The sequence below is a fragment of the Ancylobacter sp. genome, assembly GCF_965279025.1.
Taxonomy (GTDB): Bacteria; Pseudomonadota; Alphaproteobacteria; order Rhizobiales; family Xanthobacteraceae; genus Ancylobacter.
Genome location: NZ_OZ257132.1, coordinates 4,699,816 through 4,721,118 on the forward strand (window position 1 = coordinate 4,699,816; position 21,303 = coordinate 4,721,118).

The 21,303-nt window shown below is 68.5% G+C and carries 21 protein-coding genes and 1 pseudogene; 8 read left to right on the forward strand and 14 right to left on the reverse strand.

Going from position 1 to position 21,303, the window contains the following annotated elements:
- Nucleotides 1–2 precede the first annotated feature (2 nt).
- Both ACQY76_RS21900 and ACQY76_RS21905 read left to right on the forward strand, forming a co-directional pair.
- Nucleotides 3–2,075: a hypothetical protein gene (locus ACQY76_RS21900; RefSeq protein WP_428030792.1), complete on the forward strand. Its 2,073-nt coding sequence runs from the start codon at nucleotides 3–5 to the stop codon at nucleotides 2,073–2,075.
- 131 nt (nucleotides 2,076–2,206) lie between these two features.
- Nucleotides 2,207–3,205 (forward strand): alpha/beta fold hydrolase, encoded by a 999-nt coding sequence (locus tag ACQY76_RS21905; protein WP_428030793.1) that lies wholly within the window; start codon nucleotides 2,207–2,209, stop codon nucleotides 3,203–3,205.
- A gap of 67 nt (nucleotides 3,206–3,272) precedes the next feature.
- Here ACQY76_RS21905 and ACQY76_RS21910 read toward each other — a convergent pair whose 3' ends face one another.
- Nucleotides 3,273–3,818 (reverse strand): GNAT family N-acetyltransferase, encoded by a 546-nt coding sequence (locus tag ACQY76_RS21910; RefSeq protein ID WP_428030794.1) that lies wholly within the window; start codon nucleotides 3,816–3,818, stop codon nucleotides 3,273–3,275.
- Between the two features lie 269 nt (nucleotides 3,819–4,087).
- On the opposite strand from ACQY76_RS21910, the gene ACQY76_RS21915 reads away from it, so the two are divergent.
- Together ACQY76_RS21915 and ACQY76_RS21920 are read left to right on the forward strand one after the other, a co-directional pair.
- Nucleotides 4,088–4,618, forward strand: coding sequence for a GNAT family N-acetyltransferase (locus ACQY76_RS21915; RefSeq protein WP_428030795.1), 531 nt, complete (start codon nucleotides 4,088–4,090; stop codon nucleotides 4,616–4,618).
- Nucleotides 4,619–4,783: 165 nt separating this feature from the next.
- Nucleotides 4,784–5,752, forward strand: a complete 969-nt coding sequence (locus ACQY76_RS21920; protein ID WP_428030796.1) for a glutathione S-transferase family protein — start codon at nucleotides 4,784–4,786, stop codon at nucleotides 5,750–5,752.
- A 9-nt stretch (nucleotides 5,753–5,761) separates the two neighbouring features.
- On the opposite strand, the gene ACQY76_RS21925 is transcribed toward ACQY76_RS21920, so the two are convergent.
- The 3 genes from ACQY76_RS21925 to mnmA form a co-directional block, all read right to left on the reverse strand.
- The gene (locus ACQY76_RS21925) at nucleotides 5,762–6,970 is read right to left on the reverse strand and encodes an alpha/beta hydrolase family protein (RefSeq protein WP_428030797.1); all 1,209 of its coding nucleotides are present in this window, start codon (nucleotides 6,968–6,970) and stop codon (nucleotides 5,762–5,764) included.
- Nucleotides 6,971–7,043: 73 nt separating this feature from the next.
- Nucleotides 7,044–7,724, reverse strand: a complete 681-nt coding sequence (locus ACQY76_RS21930; protein WP_428030798.1) for a class I SAM-dependent methyltransferase — start codon at nucleotides 7,722–7,724, stop codon at nucleotides 7,044–7,046.
- Nucleotides 7,725–7,781: 57 nt separating this feature from the next.
- Entirely contained in the window at nucleotides 7,782–8,969 is a 1,188-nt protein-coding gene (gene mnmA, locus ACQY76_RS21935) for a tRNA 2-thiouridine(34) synthase MnmA (RefSeq protein ID WP_428030799.1), read from the reverse strand.
- Between the two features lie 299 nt (nucleotides 8,970–9,268).
- On the opposite strand from mnmA, the gene ACQY76_RS21940 reads away from it, so the two are divergent.
- Complete coding sequence (locus tag ACQY76_RS21940; RefSeq protein ID WP_018963919.1) at nucleotides 9,269–9,544, forward strand: DUF1153 domain-containing protein; 276 nt, start codon at nucleotides 9,269–9,271, stop codon at nucleotides 9,542–9,544.
- 177 nt (nucleotides 9,545–9,721) lie between these two features.
- Complete coding sequence (locus ACQY76_RS21945; protein ID WP_428030800.1) at nucleotides 9,722–10,399, forward strand: TrmH family RNA methyltransferase; 678 nt, start codon at nucleotides 9,722–9,724, stop codon at nucleotides 10,397–10,399.
- Between the two features lie 29 nt (nucleotides 10,400–10,428).
- Here ACQY76_RS21945 and ACQY76_RS21950 read toward each other — a convergent pair whose 3' ends face one another.
- The 9 genes and pseudogenes from ACQY76_RS21950 to phnG form a co-directional block, all read right to left on the reverse strand.
- Nucleotides 10,429–11,520 carry an acyltransferase family protein gene (locus ACQY76_RS21950; protein ID WP_428030801.1) on the reverse strand — a complete coding sequence of 364 codons (1,092 nt, stop codon included), beginning with the start codon at nucleotides 11,518–11,520 and terminating at the stop codon, nucleotides 10,429–10,431.
- Nucleotides 11,521–11,626: 106 nt separating this feature from the next.
- Nucleotides 11,627–12,220, reverse strand: coding sequence for a phosphonate metabolism protein/1,5-bisphosphokinase (PRPP-forming) PhnN (phnN, locus tag ACQY76_RS21955; protein WP_428030802.1), 594 nt, complete (start codon nucleotides 12,218–12,220; stop codon nucleotides 11,627–11,629).
- Nucleotides 12,217–13,356 carry an alpha-D-ribose 1-methylphosphonate 5-triphosphate diphosphatase gene (locus ACQY76_RS21960; RefSeq protein WP_428030803.1) on the reverse strand — a complete coding sequence of 380 codons (1,140 nt, stop codon included), beginning with the start codon at nucleotides 13,354–13,356 and terminating at the stop codon, nucleotides 12,217–12,219. Before ACQY76_RS21960 ends, phnN begins: the two co-directional genes overlap by 4 nt.
- Before the next feature lie 144 nt (nucleotides 13,357–13,500).
- Nucleotides 13,501–14,205: a phosphonate C-P lyase system protein PhnL gene (gene phnL / locus ACQY76_RS21965; protein ID WP_428030804.1), complete on the reverse strand. Its 705-nt coding sequence runs from the start codon at nucleotides 14,203–14,205 to the stop codon at nucleotides 13,501–13,503.
- Nucleotides 14,206–14,449: 244 nt separating this feature from the next.
- The gene (phnK, locus tag ACQY76_RS21970; RefSeq protein ID WP_428030805.1) at nucleotides 14,450–15,226 is read right to left on the reverse strand and encodes a phosphonate C-P lyase system protein PhnK; all 777 of its coding nucleotides are present in this window, start codon (nucleotides 15,224–15,226) and stop codon (nucleotides 14,450–14,452) included.
- A 275-nt stretch (nucleotides 15,227–15,501) separates the two neighbouring features.
- A pseudogene (locus ACQY76_RS21975) lies at nucleotides 15,502–16,371 on the reverse strand (alpha-D-ribose 1-methylphosphonate 5-phosphate C-P-lyase PhnJ); the annotation flags it as partial.
- The gene (locus ACQY76_RS21980; protein WP_428030806.1) at nucleotides 16,368–17,480 is read right to left on the reverse strand and encodes a carbon-phosphorus lyase complex subunit PhnI; all 1,113 of its coding nucleotides are present in this window, start codon (nucleotides 17,478–17,480) and stop codon (nucleotides 16,368–16,370) included. The gene ACQY76_RS21980 and the pseudogene ACQY76_RS21975, both read right to left, overlap by 4 nt.
- Nucleotides 17,481–17,483: 3 nt before the next feature.
- Entirely contained in the window at nucleotides 17,484–18,077 is a 594-nt protein-coding gene (gene phnH / locus ACQY76_RS21985; protein WP_428030807.1) for a phosphonate C-P lyase system protein PhnH, read from the reverse strand.
- Between the two features lies 1 nt (nucleotide 18,078).
- Nucleotides 18,079–18,555: a phosphonate C-P lyase system protein PhnG gene (gene phnG / locus ACQY76_RS21990; protein WP_428030808.1), complete on the reverse strand. Its 477-nt coding sequence runs from the start codon at nucleotides 18,553–18,555 to the stop codon at nucleotides 18,079–18,081.
- Nucleotides 18,556–18,662: 107 nt separating this feature from the next.
- Between phnG and phnF the strand changes: the two genes are divergently transcribed.
- Nucleotides 18,663–19,454, forward strand: a complete 792-nt coding sequence (gene phnF, locus ACQY76_RS21995) for a phosphonate metabolism transcriptional regulator PhnF (RefSeq protein ID WP_428030809.1) — start codon at nucleotides 18,663–18,665, stop codon at nucleotides 19,452–19,454.
- A gap of 11 nt (nucleotides 19,455–19,465) precedes the next feature.
- Nucleotides 19,466–20,074 carry a pyridoxamine 5'-phosphate oxidase family protein gene (locus ACQY76_RS22000; RefSeq protein ID WP_428030810.1) on the forward strand — a complete coding sequence of 203 codons (609 nt, stop codon included), beginning with the start codon at nucleotides 19,466–19,468 and terminating at the stop codon, nucleotides 20,072–20,074.
- Here ACQY76_RS22000 and ACQY76_RS22005 read toward each other — a convergent pair.
- Nucleotides 20,071–21,171, reverse strand: coding sequence for an alpha-hydroxy acid oxidase (locus tag ACQY76_RS22005; protein WP_428030811.1), 1,101 nt, complete (start codon nucleotides 21,169–21,171; stop codon nucleotides 20,071–20,073). The genes ACQY76_RS22000 and ACQY76_RS22005 overlap by 4 nt on opposite strands.
- Nucleotides 21,172–21,303 lie beyond the last annotated feature (132 nt).

Here is a 21,303-nt window from a genome sequence, read left to right on the forward strand (position 1 = left end):
TCATGAATTTCGGCCTCGCCTTCGATCCGCTGATCCCGCTGCCCTGGCTGATCGCCGCCGCCGTGCTGGCCGGCGCCGTGGCGCTGCTGGTCATCGTCTCGCGCACCCGCGGCTCGCTGCTGCGGGCGCTGGCGATTGCGCTCGCCGTGCTGGCGCTCGCCAACCCCTCGCTGACGCGGGAGGAACGCGAGCCGCTCTCCACCGTCGTTGCCGTCGTCGTCGACCAGAGCGCCAGCCAGGATTTCGGCGACCGCACGCAGATGACGCAGGCGGCGCGTGCCGAGCTGGAAACCCGCCTGGCCCGGCTGAAGGAGCAGGGCGCCGAGATACGCTTCATCGATGCCGGCGGCGGTGCCGGCGAGGTGGACGGCACCCGCCTGTTCACCGCGCTTTCCGCCGGCCTCGCCGATGTGCCCCCCGAACGCGTGGCCGGTGCCATTTTCCTCACCGACGGGCGGGTGCATGACATCCCCGCCACCATCGCCGCGCTCGGCTTCCGCGCGCCGGTGCATGCCATCATTTCCGGGCAGGAAGGCGAGCGCGACCGCCGCGTGGCGCTCACCTCCACCCCGCGCTTCGGCATTGTCGGGCAGAACCAGACCATCGGCTACCGCGTCGAGGACGAGGGCGCCCCCGCCGGCGCGCGCGTTGCCGTGACCGTGCGCCGGGACGGCGAGGTGGTGGCGCGCCCCATCGTTACCGCCGGCCAGCCGGCCGAGGTGGATGTCGAGATCGCCCATGCCGGCGCCAACATCGTCGAGATCGAGGCTGCCGGGTTGGAGGGCGAGCTGACCGCCGTGAACAACCGCGCGGCGGTTTCCATTGACGGGGTGCGCGACAAGCTGCGCGTGCTGCTGGTGTCCGGCGAGCCGCATGTGGGCGAGCGCACCTGGCGCAACCTGTTGAAATCCGACGCCAATGTCGATCTGGTCCACTTCACCATCCTGCGCCCGCCGGAGAAACAGGACGGCACGCCGATCAACGAGCTGTCGCTCATCGCCTTCCCCACGCGCGAGCTGTTCCAGCAGAAGATCAAGGATTTCGACCTGATCATCTTCGACCGCTACGCCCAGCAGGGCGTGCTGCCGATGATCTATTTCGACAATATCGTGCGCTATGTGGAGGAAGGCGGCGCGCTGCTGGTCGCCGCCGGCACCGACTATATCTCCGAGGGATCGGTCTATTACACCCCGCTCGATTCCATCCTGCCCGCCGGCCCGACCGGGCAGATGACCGAGATGGCCTACCGCCCGCAGCTGACGCAGGCCGGGCAGCGCCACCCTGTCACCCGCGCGCTGCCCGGCTCGGAGAGCCAGCCGCCGGCCTGGTCGCGCTTTTTCCGCCTGGTGGACACCGACGGCGCGCGCGGCACCAGCGTGATGGACGGGCCGAACGGCAAGCCCGTCGTGCTGCTCGACCGCGTCGGCGAGGGGCGCGTGGCGCTGCTGCTGTCCGATCATTTCTGGCTGTGGGCGCGCGGCTATGACGGCGGCGGGCCGCATATCGACCTGCTGCGCCGGCTGTCGCACTGGCTGATGAAGGAGCCGGACCTCGAGGAGGAACGCCTCAAGATGGTCGCCCATGGCGGCGACATCGTCGTGGAACGCCAGACCATGGGCGACACCGCCCCGCCGGTGACGATCACCACCCCCACCGGCACAAACCGCAACCTCACCCTCGCCTCCGTCGCACCCGGGCTGTTCCGCGCCACCTTCCCGGCCGACATGCTCGGCCTGTGGCGGGCGAGCGACGGCACGCACACGGCTCTCGTCAATATCGGCCCGCTCAACCCGCGCGAATTCGCCGAGGTGACCTCCACGACGCAGACGCTGCGCCCCACCATCGAGGCCACCGGCGGCGGCGTCTGGCGCATGGCGGACCTTGCCGGCGGCGTGCCGCGCGTCGTCGCGGTGCGCTCGGGCGATCGCTTCGCCGGCGAGGACTGGATGGGCCTCGCCTTGCGCGACGTGTCCGTCGTGCGCGGCCTCGGCCTGTTTCCGCTGTTCGCCGGCCTGTCGGGCCTGCTCATCCTGCTCGCCGGCGTAGCGGCGGCCTGGGCGCGCGAGGGGCGGTGAGCGACCCGGCGGGGAGGACAAATCGTCCCTCTCCCGGCCTTGTGACCGCCGCACCCGCCCCGGCGCCCTAGTCTCAGAGGCATGCGTCGCGCCCTCGCGCGGCGCGCCCCCGAGACATGGAGCCCACACTGGTGAATGCCGTCCGCTTCTGCCTGTCCGCCGCCCTCGTCGGCCTGAGCACCCTCGCCCTTGCCGACACCCGTCCCACCTATGGGCCGCAGCTGGAGGGCTTCGCCTATCCCCATGAGCAGAAGCGGTTCGATTTCACCTCGCAGGGCAAGCCGCTCAGCATGGCCTATATGGACGTGGCGCCGACAGGCGAGCCGAACGGGCGCACCGTGGTGCTGCTGCACGGCAAGAATTTCTGCGGCGCGACCTGGGAAGCGACCATCAAGGCGCTGGCCGGTTCCGGCTACCGGGTGGTGGCGCCGGACCAGATCGGCTTCTGCGCCTCGACCAAGCCGGAGGGCTATCAGTTCAGCCTGAACCAGCTGGCCGACAACACCCACAAGCTGCTCGCCGCGCTCGGCATCGAGAAGGCGATGATCATGGGCCATTCCATGGGCGGCATGCTGGCGGCGCGCTATGCGCTCTCCTTCCCGCAGGCGACGGAGACGCTGGTGCTGGTCAACCCCATCGGGCTGGAGGACTGGCAGGCCAAGGGCGTGCCCTACGCCACCATCGACACGCTCTACCAGGGCGAGCTGAAGACCAGCTTCGACAGCATCAAGAACTACCAGCTGACGTTCTATTACAACGGCCAGTGGAAGCCGGAATATGACCGCTGGGTCGCCATGTCCGCCGGCCTTGCCGGTGGTCCGGGTAAGGAAATCGTCGCCTGGAACCAGGCGCAGACCTCGGACATGATCTTCACCCAGCCGGTGGTCCACGAGTTGGGCAACATCGCGGTGCCGACCCTGCTGTTCGTCGGCACCAACGACAAGACCGCCCCCGGCGCCAACCGCGCCTCGAAGGAGGTCGCGCAGTCGCTCGGCAATTATGCGGAGCTCGGCAAGCAGGCCGCCAAGGCCATTCCCGGCGCCCGGCTCATCGCGTTCGACGGGCTGGGCCACTCGCCCCAGGTCGAGGCGCCGGAGGAGTTCCACCGGGCGCTGCTGGAAGCGCTCTGAGGCACGTGCCGAGAGGCATCGGCCGAAGCACTGGCCGGCCCGGCGGCTGACGACCGGCCGCCCTGCGCTACGCGCTTTCCTGCAGCGGCAGGCCGGCGGCGGGGTGCTTGCGCACGGGCCCGCGCACCTCGTCCAGCGGCGTGGCGTCGAGCGGGCAGACGAGCACCCGCGCCGGGTCCACCGGGCCCGGCAGGGTGATCTGCGCCGGCGGCACCCGCCGGAAGCCCATGCGCCCGTAATAGGGCTCGTCGCCCACCAGCAGCACCAGCCGCGCCGCGCCTTCCCCAGCGAGCGTCGCCTTCGCCGCCTCCAGCGCCCGCTCCACCAGCCGCCGGCCGATGCCGTGCGAGCGGAAGGGCGGCTCGACGGTGAGCGGGCCGAGCAGCAGGGCGGGCAGCGCGCCGATGGTGATCGGCGTCAGCCGCACCGAGCCGACCAGCATGGTGCCGATATAGGCGGTGAAGGACAGGTCGCGCCGGTGCGGGTTGTTCTCGCGCAGCCGATACGCCGTGCGGGCATAGCGGCCGGGGCCGAAGGTGCGCGCCACCAGCCGCTCGATGGCGGCGTCGTCGGCAGGATTTTCAGGCAGCAGGGAGATGGAAAGCTCGGTCATCGGGATTCTCGGCGCTCAGGATCGGCAATCGTGCCGCGCCTGGCGACCGTGCTTCACGGCCGCCGGCAGACAGGGACGGAAAGGCACGCGCGCGCAAAAGCGCGGCGGGCTCGCTCGTCTCGTCGTCGCTGGGCCGGCATCCGGAACATCGGGCTATCCTCGACAGGAGGGGCCCGATAGCACGGGCGGCGCGCGAGGTCGAGCATTGCCTTGCCCGACAGCGTGCGCCTTGCCGGCCGGTGGCCGCGTCGACTAGGCTCGCCGCCACCATGCAGGCCTCCGACATCCGCCCCCTCGCCGCCGACCCCGCCACCATCGACGCCCTCGCCAGCCTGCTGGTGGAGACGGTCGGCAGCGGCGGCTCCGTCGGCTTCATGCACCCCGTGGCACCCGACAAGGCCCGCGCCTTCGCCCGCGCCACGCTGGAGGCCGCTGCCAGGGGCGAGCGGATCGTGCTCGGCGCCTATGTCGAAGGCGTACTCGCCAGCACGGTGACGCTGCTGCTCGCCTTGCCGGAAAACCAGCCGCATCGGGCCGAGATCGCCAAGATGATGACCCTCCCCGCCTTTCGCGGCCGTGGCCTGGCCCGCGCACTGCTGATCGAGGCCGAGCGGCTGGCGCGGGCAGAGGGCCGCACGCTGCTGGTGCTCGACACGGCGGAACAGGAAGGCGCCGCCGGGCTCTACGAGAAGCAGGGCTTCCAGCGCGCGGGCGCCCTTCCCGATTACGCATTGAAGCCGCATGGCGGGCTCACCGCCACCCTGCTGTACTGGAAGCGGCTCGGCCCGGCTGAGGACTGAGCGCTGAGCGCTGAGCGCTGAGGGCTGAGGGCTGAGCGCTGAGGACTGGGCTTCGGCTTCGGCTTCGACGGCATCTTCGCAAGAGCGCCCCGTCCTTCCTGCAAGCGGAAAGGCTGGCTTCCCGGCGGCGGCGCCCTAGTGTCTAGCCCGAAACAGGAGAGGCACATGGGACTGCTGGTCGAAGGCAAGTGGGTGGACAAATGGTACGACACCAAGAGCACGGGCGGGCGCTTCGAGCGCACCGTGACCCGCTTCCGCAACTGGATCACCGCTGACGGCGCCCCCGGCCCTTCCGGCGAGGGCGGCTTCCCGGCGGAAGCGGGGCGCTACCACCTTTATGTCTCGCTCGCCTGCCCCTGGGCGCACCGCACCCTCATCATGCGCGCGCTGAAGGGGCTGGAGGACGTCATCTCCGTCTCGGTGGTGGACCCGTTCATGGGCGAGGAAGGCTGGGTCTTCGCCGACCACGCCGAACGCCGCAGCGAGGGCGCCACCACCGATGGCGTGCTCGGCAAGCAGCGGCTCTACGAAGTCTATCTCGCCGCCGATCCCGCCTTTTCCGGCCGCGTCACCGTGCCGGTGCTGTGGGACCGCACGGGCGGCACCATCGTCAGCAACGAGTCGGCGGAGATCATCCGCATGCTCAATTCCGCCTTCGACGCCTTCACGAAGGACCGGCACGACTATTACCCCGCTGCCCTGCGTGGCGAGATCGACGCGCTGAATGCGCGGGTCTATGACGCGGTGAACAACGGCGTCTACAAGGCTGGCTTCGCCACCGCGCAGGACGTCTATGAAGAGGCGGTGACCGCGCTGTTCACCGAGCTCGACACGCTGGAGGCCCTTCTGCAGGGCCGCGACTGGCTGATGGGCGAGACGCTGACCGAGGCCGATATCCGCCTGTTCACCACGCTGATCCGCTTCGACCCGGTCTATGTCGGCCACTTCAAATGCAACATCAGCCGGATTTTCGACTACCCGAACCTGTCGCGCTTCGTGAAGGCGTTCCACGCCTTGCCGGGGGTAAAGGAGACGGTGAACCTCACCCACATCAAGCGGCACTATTACGAGAGCCACAAGACCATCAACCCCACAGGCATCGTCCCGGTGGGGCCGGAGGTGTGGTGGGGATGAGGCGCCCCCTCACTTCCCGTCGAACCACGCCTTCCACTGCGGCACGGCGGTGGCGAAGGTGCCTCGGTGGGTGGTGGGGCCGGTGGAGATCGCCTCCACCGCCGGGTTTCCGGCGCCGATGGCGTGCTGGTAGGTGGCCGCGAGCTGGCCGAGGCCGGAGGTGATGACCTCGTCGCTCTCGCCGTAATAGTTGCGCACCGGCGTGCGGATGATCCAGCGATAGGCGTTAGTCGCCAGCACCAGCCTTCCATAGGCGGAGGCGGCGAAGAACGGCGCGTCGAAATAGGCCGGGCGGATCAGCTTGCGCAGATCGGTCGGGATCTCCGTGGCGTCGAACGGCTCGCGCGCATAGGCCTTGCGCGCCACCTCGTAATAGTCGTCGGCGATGAGGGAACGCGCCAGCCCCGGCACGCCGTAATAAGTCTCGAACGAGAACGACGACAGGATGAACAGCGTCGTCACCCACGGGGCGTCGTTGGCGCGGGGGAAGTCGAGAAAGCCGCTCAGCGCCACGAAGATGTCGACCGGCGCGCTGGCGGTGGCGGTGGCGCTCACCGCGATGCCGTCGGTCTCCAGCTTCTCCAGCAGCGCCATGGTGACGAAGCCGCCCTGCGACCAGCCGGCGAGAAACAGCTTCGGGGCGGCAAGGTTCATCGCCGCCAGCACCTGGCGGCTGGCGCTCAGCATGTCGGCCGTCGCCTGCTGGTGGCTCGCCTTCACCATGTAGCCTTCCGGCTCGGTGGACAGGCCGAGGCCGAAATAATCCGCGCCGATGACGACGTAGCCCTGCCCGGCGAACTGCGCCACCATCAGCGCCGTCTCCGGCGACTGGGCGATGAAGGACGGCACCTCCTGTTTTCCGTACACCGTCCCGTGCTGGTAGGAGACCATCGGGAAGCCGGTGCCCGGCAGGTCCGGCACCGCCAGCAGCCCGGTGGCGACCGTCGGCCGGTTGCCGCGCTCGGGAATCATGCTGGGATAGGTGACGCGGTAGAGCTTCACGCCGTTGCGGGCCGGCGTGTAGGTCACGGGAATGCCGGCAAAGGCCGGAATCTGCGACTGCAGCACCGTGTTGAGCCGGTCGACATCCCATGTTTCGAGGAATTCGTAGCTTATGCCGCCCGGCACCGGGATGGCGCCCTGCTCCTGCGCGAGGCCGACGGCGGATGGGGCGAACGCCAGGAAGGCGAGCGCGAGGACGCGAAACACGGACGCCATGATCTGCCGATGCTGCGGGAGGAGGAACCGGGCGCGAGCCTCCGCGATCCGCCGCCCGAAGGCAATACCGCCCTCACCCCGCCAGCGCGACGCTCACGTCCGCCGCCCTCTCCGCTTCGGCCGGCTTGCGGAAGCGCACCAGCGTGTACATGCCTAGCGCCACGTCGCGCTTCACCGGCAGGTCCACCGAGCCGTTGCGCACCGCCCAATTGTGCAGCCGGGCGAACTGGAATTCCGGGCGCCAGCCCAGCTTGCGGGCGCGGCGGGCGAACCAGCGCTCGAACACCGCACGCGGGCCGTCCTCGGCGCCGAGATGGTTGACGAGGATGATCTCGCCGCCCGGCTTCAGCACGCGGGCCATCTCATCCAGCGTCTCTTCCGGATGCGGCACCACGGTGATGACGAACTGCGCCATCACCACGTCGAAGGAATTGTCGGCGAAGCCCATATGGGCGCCGTCCATCAGGCAGAGCCCCTCCACATGGGTCAGGCTCTCCTTTGCCACCTTCTCATGTGCCTTGCGCAGCATGGGCTCGGAAATATCGACCCCGACCACGCGATTGGTGCGCTTGTATGCGGGCAGCGCGAAGCCGGTGCCGACGCCGAAATCGAGGATACGCCCGCCGATCCGCTCCGCCGCCTGGAGCGCCGCCTTGCGGCCGGGCTCGAACACCGCGCCGAAGACGATATCGTAGATCGGGGCCCAGCCGGCGTAAGCCTCTTGAACCGTGGCGTGATCGAGATCGGTCTTCATGCAGCTTCCCTTGCGCAATGCCGGGCAGGCGCGCCCGTTCCCCAACGTAACGCCGACTCACGCCGAACGTGCCATCATCTCCACATCACGTGTCAGCGTGGTGAACGGCGCCGCCGGCCGGCGGATCACCCCGCCGCCGAGCATGCGCGTGCCGGCCTCGCCATCGGCGTAGAACACGCAGGCCTGCCCCGGCGCCACGCCCTCCTCGATACCGTGCAGCCGCACCTCCACCCCGCCGCCTTCCGCAGGGGCAAGATGGCCAGGCACCGGCGCGCGGGCCGAGCGCACCTTCACATGCAGTTCGCGCTCGCGGGCGGCGGCGGCCTGCAGCGTTTCCTCGCCCAGCCAGTTCACCTCGTCGATGCGGATGGCGGAAACGCCGAGCGCCGCGCGCGGGCCTACCACCACTCGACGCTGGCCGGCATCGATGCCGACGACGTAGAGCGGCTCGGAGGCGGCGATGCCCAGCCCCTTGCGCTGGCCGATGGTGTAGCGCATCACCCCGGCGTGGCGGCCCAGCACCCGCCCATCGAGATGCACGATCTCGCCCGGCTCGGCGGCTTCTGGGCGCAGCTTCTCGACGATGGCGGTGTAATGCCCGTTGGGGACGAAGCAGATGTCCTGGCTGTCCGGCTTGTCCGCCACCTTCAGCCCGAAGCCCTCGGCCAGCGCCCGCACCTCCGGCTTGGTGCTGTCGCCAAGCGGAAAGCGGAGCATGTCGATCTGCTCCTGGGTGGTGGCGTAGAGGAAATAGCTCTGGTCGCGGCTCTCGTCGAGCGGGCGGAACAGCCCGCGCCGCCCGCCTTCCATCGTACGGCTGGCGACATAATGGCCGGTGGCGAGGATATCGGCGCCGAGGTCGCGCGCGGTCTCCAGCAGGTCGCGGAACTTTACCGTGCGGTTGCAGTCGACGCAGGGAATCGGCGTCTCGCCGGCGGCATAGGCATCGGCGAAGCGCTCGATCACCGCGTGGCGGAAGCGGCTCTCATAGTCGAGCACGTAATGGGGAATGCCGAGCTTCTCGGCCACGATGCGGGCGTCATAGATGTCCTGCCCGGCGCAGCAGGCGCCGGGGCGGTGGTGCATCGCCTCGCCATGGTCGTAGAGCTGCAGCGTCACGCCGAGCACGTCATAGCCGGCCTGCGCATAGAGCGCGGCGACGACCGAAGAATCCACGCCGCCCGACATCGCGACCACGACGCGCGTCTGGCTGGGGGCTCGGGGAGTGTCGTCGAGGCAGATCATGGGCGGACTGGCGGGACCGAGGAACACAAAAATAATGCGCGGGGCGCTCCCCTATATAGGCCACGATGCCGGTTTCATGAACCCTGCCGCGCCACCCTTGCGCCGGACGGTAACCTTATGCTCCCGCACAGATGCCGGCGCCATTGCCCTTGGGGCACTAAAAGTAAACAAACTCCTTCGCAAATATTAACGAAGCAGCAAGCACTTAGCTCTCACCGATACGTGATTCGCTTAGGAGAATATTTAAATCTCTGGCGCTATGCTTCTGGCATTGGTCGTGTGTATTGAGTGAGTGAAACATGACAGAACCCTATCGCCCGAGGGTGAAGTATGTAATCGGGCCGGACGGAAGTCCGCTGACCATTGCCGATCTGCCCCCGCCGAACACCCGGCGCTGGGTCATCCGCCGCAAGGCGGAAGTGGTCGCCGCCGTTCGTGGCGGGCTCCTCAGCCTTGAGGAAGCCTGCAGCCGCTATACGTTGACGACAGAGGAATTTCTTTCCTGGCAGGCGTCCATCGAACGCCACGGCCTCGCCGGCCTGCGCACCACGCGCATCCAGCAGTACCGGCAGTAGCGGGGCGACGGCACGGGGCTCCCCCGCGCCGCCGCCGATGCTGTTCTTGCGGCAAGCCCGGATTGGCGGGCCAGCCAAACGAAGCCACGACGTCCCTCGCGTTTGCGGCGACGTCCCCCAGGTGGAATGATGGCCCTCTCCTATCGGCTCGCGTCTCCGGTGGCATCGGATCGCGGCATGGAAACTGGTCACCAAGCCTTCAGGGTCACAATGGAAGAGAAAGCCGCATCGAGGAAATCGGTCCGCACCCGCGCCAATGAGATCAGGCCGTTCCGCTGCAAGAATTTGATCGCGGTACTGGAAAATCCAACTGATGTGAAGAACATCGGCACGGTGATCCGTAACGTGAATGCCTTGGGCGTCGAGAAGGTATACGTGGTCGATCCGCGCCGATCTCTCTCTGACGACTGGCAGGATTTGCGCGAACGGGGATCGATTTCCAAGACATCCGTTTCCGCCGTCAAATGGACGTTCGTGAAACGTTTCGATTCGACGGAAGAATGCTTCGACCATCTTGCCAAGAAGGGCTTTACGTCAATCGTCACGTCGCCCCATGTCAAGGGAAAGACCAGCATCTTCCTTCATGAGGGCGACTACACGGCCCACACCAAGCTCGCAGTCTGGTTCGGCAGTGAAGCGACGGGCATTAGCGATATTGCGGTCGAACGGAGCGAGATGTGCGTGTCGGTTCCGATGTTCGGCATGATCGAAAGTCTCAACCTGGGAACGAGTTCAGGCATCGTCTTGTACGAAATCACAAAGCAAAGACGCGAGTATCAGAGCAAGTTCAGGCGCCGCGAGCGAAAGGCGCCACGCTCAAATCCGTTGCCGACCGTTCTTCCGCCGAAAATCTAGCGGCTGCGCGTAGCGCCCCCCTCCCGCGGTCACACGCCGTAGCGCGGGCGCGCGAGGAAGGTGCCCATTCTTCTGGTGAGCCGGCGCCCCGCCTCGAGGATCGGCGTTTCCACCGTCAGGTGAATGATGACGGCGCCCAGGCCGGCGGCGGCAAGCGCGGCCACCGCCACCAGCAGCGCGCCCGCGCTCCCGGAAACGGGGGTGAACCACACGAACAGCTTGACGACACCCTGCATGATGACCGGGTGAAAGAGATACAGCGCGTAACTCGCCGCGCCCAGCAGCAGCGCGCCCCGTCCCCTCAGCGCGTAGCGGGCATATTCCAGGCAGACCAGCCCGGCCACGATCATCAGGGCCGGCACGCCCCAGACGATCGCCCGGCTGGTGGTGGGCACCGCGTCGAACACCCATTCGATGACGAGAACCAAACCGAGCGCGAGAAGGATAGCCCCGGCCGACGCGCGGGCGGCGCGGCCTCCCAGCACCACCCCCCGGTCCCGCCACGCCATCACGACGAGCGCCAGCGCGGCACCGAACAGGAACTCGACGATGATCGGATTGGTAAAATAGGCCACGCCCCGGGGAAGATTCGGGAACAGAACACCCGCCATCAGGCAGGCCGCGAAAATCACCGACACCGCGACGAACGACTTCAGCGGCGACCTCAGGAAAAATGTGAGGGAGAAAACAAAATAGAAGAACAGTTCGTAGATCAACGTCCAGCCGAGCGACAGGATCAGGTCGTGGCGACCATTCTCAAATTCCGACTGTATAAAAAATAGCGACTTTATCAACATACCAAAATCGAAAATCATAAGACCGTTGGGACGAAACCCAACAAAATAAAACGCAACAAGAACAAAAGTTGCAATCCAATACAGAGGGACAATGCGTAGGATCCGCAAAATCATGAACAGGACGGGACTCTTGTCCATCTTCTCATTCGAGATGAACATGACAAAACCGGATATCACAAAGAAAATATCGACGCCGATCGCTGCAAAGTGCACATCGACAATATCATGCACCCCAGCCAGCATGGCCTGAAGGTGATAATAGGCCACGATAGCCGCAGCCACGGCCCGCAACACCTGGACATTGAAGAAGACGTTGTCGGCCATGGCGCTCTTTGATGCATGATCCCGCAGTGCAGCATAGTTCTGCGGATGCGGTCGTATCTGTCAACCGGCAAACACCGGGACATGCCGGTGGCGCGTCGCCTTCCGCTCACAGCCCGCGCAGAAAGGCCGCCAGCCGCTCGCCGGCGGCGTCGACGCCGTCGACATTGAGGATGCGCAGGTCAGGCAGGCCGTCCAGCGCCGGCTCGCGGGCGAGGCGCGCCAGCACCTCCCCGGCGCTCTCGCGGCCGCGCGCGGCGATGCGGGTCGCCAGCACCTCGGTCGGCGCGGTGACATGCACCAGCTTCACCCGAGCAAAGCGCGCCCGCGCCTCGCTCACCGCCGCGCGCGAGCCATTGGCGACAACGATGCGGCCGGTGGTGATGTCCTGCGCCACCTCCTCGCCCAGCGCGTAGCAGAGCCCGTTGGCCTGCCAGTGCAGCGGAAAACGACCCTGCGCCACGCCCTGCGTGAAAGCGTCGGCGTCCAGGCTCACATGGTCCTCGGTCGCATCGCTCGGCCGCGTGATGCGCCGGCGCGCGAAGCGGATGTCCTCGCGCCCCGCCAGCCTCTCGCGGGCATAGGCGAGCAGCGTGTCCTTGCCGGCGCCGGAGGGGCCGACCACCAGCACCAGCAGGCCAGGGCCGAGCTTCTCCTGCACCGCCGTGTCGCTCACCCCCGCCGCAATCGCTTCCTCGCTCACGAAATCCGCTCCCCCTGCCGCCACACCGACCGCGCCACCGGCGCCGCCCCGGCATCCGACACCCGGATGAAATCGGCCCGCAGCCCCGGCGCCAGACGTCCGCGATCGGTGAGCCCCGCCGCTGCCGCCGGGTTGGCGCTCACCATCGCCACCGCCTGCGGCAGGGTGATGGCCGGCACCAGCTTCGGCAACTCGAAGGCCGCCAGCAGCAGGCTGCCGGGCACATAGTCGGACGACAGGATCTCCAGCACGCCGCGCCGCGCCAGGCTTTCGGCGGCGACATTGCCGGTGTGCGAGCCGCCGCGCACGATGTTCGGCGCGCCCATCAGCACGCGGATGCCGGCCGCGTGCGAGCCCGCCGCCGCGCTGTCGGTGGTTGGAAATTCGGCGATCGCCACCCCGTCGGCGATGGCCTCCTCCACATGCGCGTCGGTGGCGTCGTCATGGCTTGCCAGCACGATGCCCTGCGCGCGCGCCATTTCCACCAGCCGCGCCCGGTTGGGGCGTGAATGGTGCGCGTGCGCCTCCAGCCGCTCAGCGACGATAATGTCCATCTCGGCATCGCTCATGCCGCTCTTCTTCTTGTAGTAGCTGCGGAACTGCGCCTCGGTGAGGAACTGGCGCTGCCCCGGCGTGTGGTCCATCAGCGAGATCAGCCGCACCCCGGCGCTCTCCATCAGGGCGGCGGCCTCCTCTACCACGCCGTCGGCGGTCACCTCGCAGCGCAGATGCACGAAATGCTCGGCCCGCAGCACGCCGGCCGCGCCGGCCTCGCGCAGCGTCGATGCGAGCAGCGGCGCGTCGCCATCCATGCCGACGGCGCGCTTGTCGGGCCAGACGCGCAGCGAATCGAACACGGTGGTGATGCCCGAGGCGGCGATCTGCGCGTCATAGGCGGTCACGGCGGCAAAGGCGTTCCAAATGACGCGCGGGCGCGGGTAGAGATGGCTCTCGACATGGTCGGTGTGCAGCTCGACAAAGCCCGGCAGCACATAATCGCCGGCCATATCCACCGCCCCGCGCGGCGCCGCGCCGGCGCCGATCTCGGTGATCACCCCATCGCGCACGACGAGGTGGCCTTCGATCACCACCTCCTCCAGCACCAGCCGCGCATTGGCGTAGACGGTTTCGTTCATTTCATACCCCTGCGGCGCCGATGCACCGTTTCAGTTCGGTCAGGACCGGGCTTGTCCCGGTGCTCCACGTCTTGCCTGCACCCGCCCAAGGCATGGCCCCCCCGGTCACGCCCGGGGATGACGGCGGATGAAAGACCGCCCCCGTCAGGCGGCGACCCTGGCGAAATCCGTCACGTCGATCACCCGGTCGCAGGCGGCCTCGCGCACCTCGGCGTCGTGGAAGATGCCGAGAATGGCGACGCCGGCCCGCTTCTTCTCCGCGATCAGTTCCACCACCACGTTGCGGTTGGCGGCGTCGAGCGAGGCGGTCGGCTCGTCCATCAGCAGCAGCGGCCGGTGGGCGATCAGCCCGCGGGCGATGTTCACACGCTGCTGCTCGCCGCCCGAGAAGGTGGCGGGCGGCAGGCTCCACAGCCGCTCCGGCAGGTTCAGCCGGGCGAGCAGCGCCCCGGCGCGCGCGGTGGCCTCGTCGGCCGGCACGCCGTCATGCACCAGCGGCTCGGCCACCACGTCGCGCGCCCCGACGCGCGGGATCACCCGCAGGAACTGGCTGACATAGCCCATGGTGGTATCGCGCAGCTTGATCAGCCGGCGCGGCGAGGTGCTGGCGACATCCACCGTCTCCTCGCCGTCGCGCACCCGTATGGCGCCGGAATCGACCCGGTAATTGCCATAGACCATCTTCAGCAGCGAGCTCTTGCCCGCGCCCGAGGGCCCGCCCAGCGCGACGCACTCGCCGGCGAAAAGCTGGAAGCCGGCGCCGTTCACCACCGGCAGCCGCGCCCCTTCGCGCAAATGCAGGACGAAAGTCTTGGCGACGCCGGAGACATCGAGGATGGGGGTGTTCATGGGTAGCTCTTCCAGCAAATCGGAAGCGACAAGAGGGTTTCGTGCGCGACCGTGTCCCGGCCCAGCGACGGCGCAGCCGGAGCGCCGCGCCGGGACCCAGCGAAAAACCCCTGCCTAGCAGGCCAATGCGTAACGCAGCCCCGTGCAACAGCACGGGAAGCTGGGTCCCAGCTCGCGCTGCGCTCCGGCTGCGCCGGCGCTTCGCTTGGCCGGGAAACGGGAAGGGAAGCGATCCCGGTCATGCTCACGCCGCCAGGACCGAGGAGACGAGCAGCTGCGTGTAGGGCTCGCGCGGGTCGTCCAGCACCTGGTCGGTGATGCCGGTCTCGATCACCCGCCCGTGCCGCATCACCACCATGCGGTGCGAGAGCAGCCGCGCCACCGCGAGGTCGTGGGTCACGATGATCACCGCCAGCCCCAGCTCCGCCACCAATTGGCGAATGAGGTCGAGCAGGCGCGCCTGCACCGAGACGTCGAGCCCCCCGGTCGGCTCGTCCATGAAGACGAGGCGCGGCCGGGTGACGAGGTTGCGGGCGATCTGCAGGCGCTGGCGCATGCCGCCGGAAAAGGCGCGCGGGTCGTCGTCGATGCGGTCGCCGGCAATCTCGACCTTGGCCAGCCAGTCGAGCGCTTCCTCGCGGATATTGCCATAGTGGCGCCAGCCCACCGCCATCAGCCGCTCGCCGACATTGCCGCCGGCCGAGACCGCCATGCGCAGCCCGTCCGCCGGGTTCTGCCGCACGAAGCCCCAGTCGGTGCGCATCAGCAGCCGCTTCTCCGCCGCGCCGAGGATGGCGAGGTCGGCCAGCCGCCCGTCGCGCAGGCGATAGCAGACGCGGCCGGCGCTCGGCTCCAGTTCGGTGGAGAGCAGGCCGAGCAGGGTCGATTTGCCCGAGCCGGATTCCCCGACCACCGCGAGCACCTCGCCGGGATAGACCTCCAGCGACACGTCGCGGCAGCCGATGCGGGGGCCGTAATTCTTGGAAAGCCCTTCGGCGATCAACAAGGGGGTGTCGGTCATGGCAGGTCTCCTGCGGCGCCGGCCCCCAAAGCCACACCGTCATGGCCGGGCTTGGCCCGGCCATCCACGTCTTTGGCCGGAGAGGGAAAGTCGTGGATGCCCGGACCATGTCCGGGCATGACGGCGTTCTGTGTCGCGCCCGCCGATGAAGGTGCAACGTCGGCAGGCGATCCCGGCTCGTTGCCGCTGCGCGGCTCCGGCGGGGATGGCAGCGTGGTGGGCACGCCCGAAGAGGGTCGGGACGAGGGGAAACCGCCGCCCGCCTCCCCCGCCATCGCGCCACGGTGCCCGGCTTCCTGCCTCCCGTTGCAGTAATCGGTGTCCGAGCACACGAACATCCGCCCGCCTCGGTCGTCGAGGATCACCTCGTCGAGATAGACCCCGCTCGCCGCGCACAGCGCGCAGGGCTGGGCGAAGCGCTGCACCGTGAAGGGGTGGTCCTCGAAATCGAGCGAGCGCACCTTCGTGTAGGGCGGGATGGCGTAGATGCGCTTCTCGCGCCCGGCACCGAACAGCTGCAAGGCCGGGCAGTCGTCGAGCTTGGGGTTGTCGAATTTCGGGATCGGCGAAGGGTCCATCACATAGCGCCCCGCCACCTCCACCGGGTAGGCATAGGTGGTGGCGATGTGGCCGTGGCGGGCGATGTCCTCATAGAGCTTCACATGCATGAGGCCGTATTCCGCCAGCGCGTGCAGCTGCCGCGTCTCGGTCTCGCGCGGCTCCAGAAAGCGCAGCGGCTCGGGAATCGGCACCTGGTAGACGAGGATCTGGTGCTCGGCCAGCGGCGTCTCGGGAATGCGGTGGCGGGTCTGGATCACCGTCGCCTCGGTGGCCGAGGTGGTGGTGGCGACCCCGGCCGTCTTCTCGAAGAAGCCGCGAATGGCCACCGCATTGGTGGTGTCGTCGGCGCCCTGGTCGATGACCTTGAGCACGTCCTGCGGGCCCAGCACGGCCGCCGTCACCTGCACGCCGCCGGTGCCCCAGCCATAGGGCATCGGCATTTCGCGCGCGGCGAAGGGCACCTGATAGCCGGGCACCGCGATCGCCTTGAGGATCGCCCGGCGGATCATCCGCTTTGTCTGCTCGTCGAGATAGGCGAAGTTGTAGGTGATCTCGGGCATGCCGCCGACGCTGCGGGCGTTCATTCCGCTGCCTCCTTCATGTCCGCCAGGTGTTCGGCACGCATGCGCCGCACGAGGTCGAGCTCGGCCTGGAAATCCACGTAGTGCGGCAGCTTCAGGTGCTCGACGAAGCCGGTCGCCTGCACGTTGTCGCAATGGGAGAGCACGAATTCCTCATCCTGCGCCGGGGCGCCGCGCTCCTCGCCCAGTTCCTCCCAGCGCAGCGCCCGCTCTACCAGCGCCATCGACAGCGCCTTGCGCTCGCATTGCCCGAACACCAGCCCATAGCCGCGCGTGAACTGGGGCGCGGTGGTCGCCGAGCCCTTGAACTGGTTGACGCTCTGGCATTCCGTCACCTGCACCGTGCCGAGGGAGAGCTCGAAGCCGAGTTCCGGCGCATCGAAGATCACCTCGACATCGCCGAAGCGGATTTCGCCGACAAAGGGGTGCGAGCGGCCATAGCCGCGCTGGGTGGAATAGCCGAGCGCCAGCAAATAGCCCTCGTCGCCACGCGCCAGCGTCTGCAGCCGGGTCGAGCGGTCGACCGGGAAGGACACCGGGGCGCGGGTGATGTCGAAGGGCTCGCTGCCGTCGTCTGCCGGCGCGCCCTCGATCAGCCCCTCCCGGCCCAGCAGGTCGGTGACGCGCGGCATGGAAACGGGCGCGGCGGCGTCATCGGCCTGTTTGGCGTGACTGGCCTCATCGTCCACCTCACTGCACTCATCGGCCACGCCGAGAGAGGTATCCAGAAGCCGGTGGGTATAGTCGAAGGTCGGCCCCAGAAGCTGGCCGCCCGGCAGGTCCTTATAGGTGGCGGACACCCGCCGACGCACCAGCATCTCAGCCGTATCAAGGGCTTGCGCGTAGCCGAAGCGCGGCAGGGTGGTGCGGAAGGCACGGATGAGGAAGATCGCCTCGATCAGGTCGCCGCGCGCCTGCTTCACCGCCAGCGCCGCCAGCTCGACATCGTAAAGCGACCCCTCCGCCATCACCCGGTCCACCGCCAGCGTCAATTGCTGGGCGATCTGGCCGAGGCTGATCGAGGGCAGATTCCTGTTTCCGCGCCGGCGCTTAGCGAGAAGCGCGTGGGCGTTGCGGATGGCCTTTTCACCGCCCTTGGCCGCCACATACATCGCTCAACCCTCCTTCACGGTGACGGAACGCGGCAGGCCGGCGACGCCGCCCGGCCCGGCCAGCAACACATCGACGCCGAGCGGAAACACCGCGTGGTTCTCCGCCATGCGGGCGATGAAATCGGCCGGCAGCGGCGCCGCGCCGAAGGTCATGCGGCCCTTGATCCCCGGCCCTTCCAGCACCAGCCCGCCGGTGAAGGCCTGTACCTGCAGGATCAGCGTGGCAGAGGTGTCGGGAAATTCCGGCGAGCCCTGCGCGAAGGCGAAAAATGATGACATTTCAAGGGGTTCGGCGACCAGCGCGAAGCGTGCGTCGCGCGCCTCCTCGACAAGCGTCGCGCCGGTGTGGAAGCGCAGGAAATCCGCCACGTCAGGCGCCCGCGCCAGCGTGGCGTCCAGCCAGAGCGGCGTCTCGTAATCGCACAAGGCCAGCACCAGCGCCGCCGCGACCGGGGAAAGCGGTGCGGGCGGCGTGAGGTCGACGTGGATCGGTTCCACCCGGCCGGGGCGCGAAAGCGCCCACATTGCCGCATGAAAGCTCGCCTGCGAGTCGAAGACGGGATCGTCGAAGCCCTTGGCAAGAAGAGTGGCCGGCATGTCAGTCCTCCCCGCGCACGAGGGTGAAGAAATCGACCTTGGTGGCGGCGGTTTCCGTCCGCACCGTCGCCGCCTCGTCGGAAAGCCGCGCCCGCACCGGCGACAGCGCTTCTTCAACCGCCGCGCGCCGGGCCTCGTCCTGCCATAGCGCATCGAGAATCGCCGCCGCGCGGGCCGCCTTGAGGTCGCGGCCGAGGCGATAGGCGAAACCGGCGGCCCCGCCTTCCAGCCGCACGGCGGCCCGCGCCACTGTCGCCTCGCCAAGATTGAACGGCGCCCCGTCGCCCCCGGTGCGCCCGCGCAGCATCACCAGCCCGACTTCCGGCGGCTTGAGGTTGGAAGCGGCGGGAAGCGGGGCGAAACGGGCGACCGCCGCGTCGAGCTCCGCCGATTCCGCCCGCGCCATCACCGCCATCAGGCCCTGCCGCGCGGCGCGCCAGGCATTGGCGTCGTTGGTTTCTGCCGTGGAAGACTGCATGTGGGGATCCGCGCTGACGTGCCGTAAAGGCCGTTTACATTTCGGCGGATTTGTATATTCATCTATACAAATAGGCAAGCGCAGTCTTTCTGCACCGCGGTGAAAATATGAACCCGACCAACGACAGCGCCATGACAGGGCCGGCCGGCGCCGCGACGCCCACCCTCTCCCCGGCGGAAGATGTGGCGCGCGGCACCGGCATCTCACTGTGGAAGCAGATCGCCGAGCGAATCGAAGGCGACATCACCGAGGGCCGGCTCGCGCCGGGCACCCGCCTGCCGACGGAAAACGAGCTGGCGGAACGCTTCGGCGTCAACCGCCACACGCTGCGGCGGGCGCTGGCGCACCTCACCGAGCGCCGGCTGATCGAGGCGACGCCAGGGCGCGGCACCTTCGTGAAGGAGCCGCCGATCCGCTACCCCATCGGGCCGCGCACCCGCTTCTCCGAAATCGTCTCGCGCGAGGGCCGCGCGCCCAGCGGCCGGCTGATCGGCTCCTGCACCGAGCCGGCCTCGGCCGAGATCGCGCAGGCGCTGGGCCTGCCGCCCGGCGCGGCGGTGCTGCGGATCGACATGATCCGCGAGGCCGACGGCGTGCCGATCACCGTCGCCTCGCACTGGTACGAGGCCGGCCGCTGCCGCGACCTCGATTTGCTGGTCGCCGCCACCGGCTCGGTGACGCGGGCGCTGGAAACGCTGGGCCTCGGCGATTATCGCCGGCTGGAAACGCGCATCACCGCGCGCCCCGCCGACAGCGAGGATTGCCGCCTGCTCGCCCTCCCCTCCGGCCGCACCGTCATGGTAGTGGACGCCATCAACGGCGACCCGCAGCGCCGGCCGATCCAATATTCCCGCGCGCGCTTCTGCGCCGACCGCGTGCAGCTCGTCGTGAAGAACTGAAAGGACAGATCATGGCCGCCATCACCCGACTGGAAGGTCTGCGCGCGCTCTATGGAGAGACGCGCGAGCGCAGCCGCCGCAAGGTGCTGCCGGCCATCGACCGGCATGCGGGCGCCTTCATCGGCTTCTCGCCGCTGGTCATGCTGTCCTCCATGGGCGCCGGCGGGCGCGCCGATGTCACGCCGCGCGGCGACGCCCCCGGCTTCGTGACGGTGGAAGACCCGAAGACGCTGCTGCTGCCCGACCGGCCGGGCAATAATCGGCTCGACACGCTGACCAATGTGATCGAGAACCCCGCCATCGGCCTGCTCTTCCTCATTCCCGGCGTCGACGAGACGCTGCGGGTCAATGGGCGTGCCGAAATCCGCGACGATGCCGACCTCCTCGCCCGCTTCGAGGTCAGCGGCAAGCTGCCGGCGACGGTGCTGCGCATCACCGTGGACGAGGTTTACATGCACTGCGCCAAGGCGCTGATGCGCTCGCGCGCCTGGGATGCGGAGAGCTTCCTGCCGCGCGACCGGCTGCCCAGCATGGGCGAGATCCTGCGCGACCAGCTCGGCATGGCGAGCGCCGAGACCCAGGCCGAGATGCTGGAGCGCTACCGCGCCACGCTCTACTAGACCTCGTCGCGCCAGATGACCTGCGGGCCGATATCGGCCAGCGTGCGGCAGCCGGTGAGCACCATGGCCACCTCGAACTCGCAGCGCAGAAGATGCAGCACATGGGCGACGCCGGCAGGCCCGGCGACCGCCAGCGCATAAAGGCACGGGCGCCCCACCAGCACCGCGCTGGCGCCAAGGGCCAGCGCCTTCAGCACGTCGGTGCCGCGCCTTATCCCGCCATCCATCAGCACCGGCACCCGCCCCGCCACCTGCCGCACCACCGCCGGCAGCGCGTCGAGACTGGCCGGCACCGTGTCCAGCACCCGGCCGCCATGGTTGGAGACGATGATGCCGTCGACGCCGTGCGACAGCGCGATCTCGGCATCCTCGGGCGTAAGGATGCCCTTGAGCAGGATCGGCAGCCGGGTGCGCGCGCGCAGCCACGCAATGTCGTCCCAGCGCGCCGCGACATCCAGAAAGCCGCGGAACATCAGGCTTTCCCCGAGCGCTGCTTCGGCAATATGGCGCGTGTAGAGGCCGCGCAGATTGGCGTGCTCGGAGAGTTTCGGCCCGCGATAGCCCGCCCGCTGCTCGCGGTTGCGCAGGCTGTGGACCGGCGCGTCCACCGTCACTACCAGCGCGCCATAGCCCGCCTGCTCCGCCCGCCGCACCAAATCGGCGGTGAAGCCGCGATCGTGCTGGATGTAGAGCTGGAACCACAACGGCGTGCGCGCCGCCCCGGCGATCTCCTCCAGCGTGACGTCGGATTCGGTGCTCGCCACCATGCCCGCCTTCGCCCCGCCCGCCCCGACCACGGTGGCGATCTCCGCCTCCGGCACGGCGAGCCCGTGATGGGCGGTGGGCGCGACCAGAATCGGGTGAACGAAGGACTGGCCGAACAGGGTCAGCCCCGTGCCACCGCCCTCGAAGGTGCCGAGCACGCGCGGGGCAAGCCGCAGCCGCTCGAACGCGTCGCGATTCCAGCGCAGCGTCGTCTCGTCGCCCGCCCCGCCGGCATAATAGGCGAAGGCGGCCTCGCTCAGCCGCTCCCGCGCCCGCGCCACGTAATCCTCGGCCGCCACCACGCCGGCCGGTATCGTATATTCTCTCGACATCCCGTCCCCGTTGTCCCGGCGGAGAAAGGCGCCCCGCCGCGAAAGCGGATCGACGCCGCTGGTCGGCGCTCCCGCCACGCTTCATAATCGCTTGTGAGCGATCGTCCAGCATCGGGCGCCACGAACGACCCA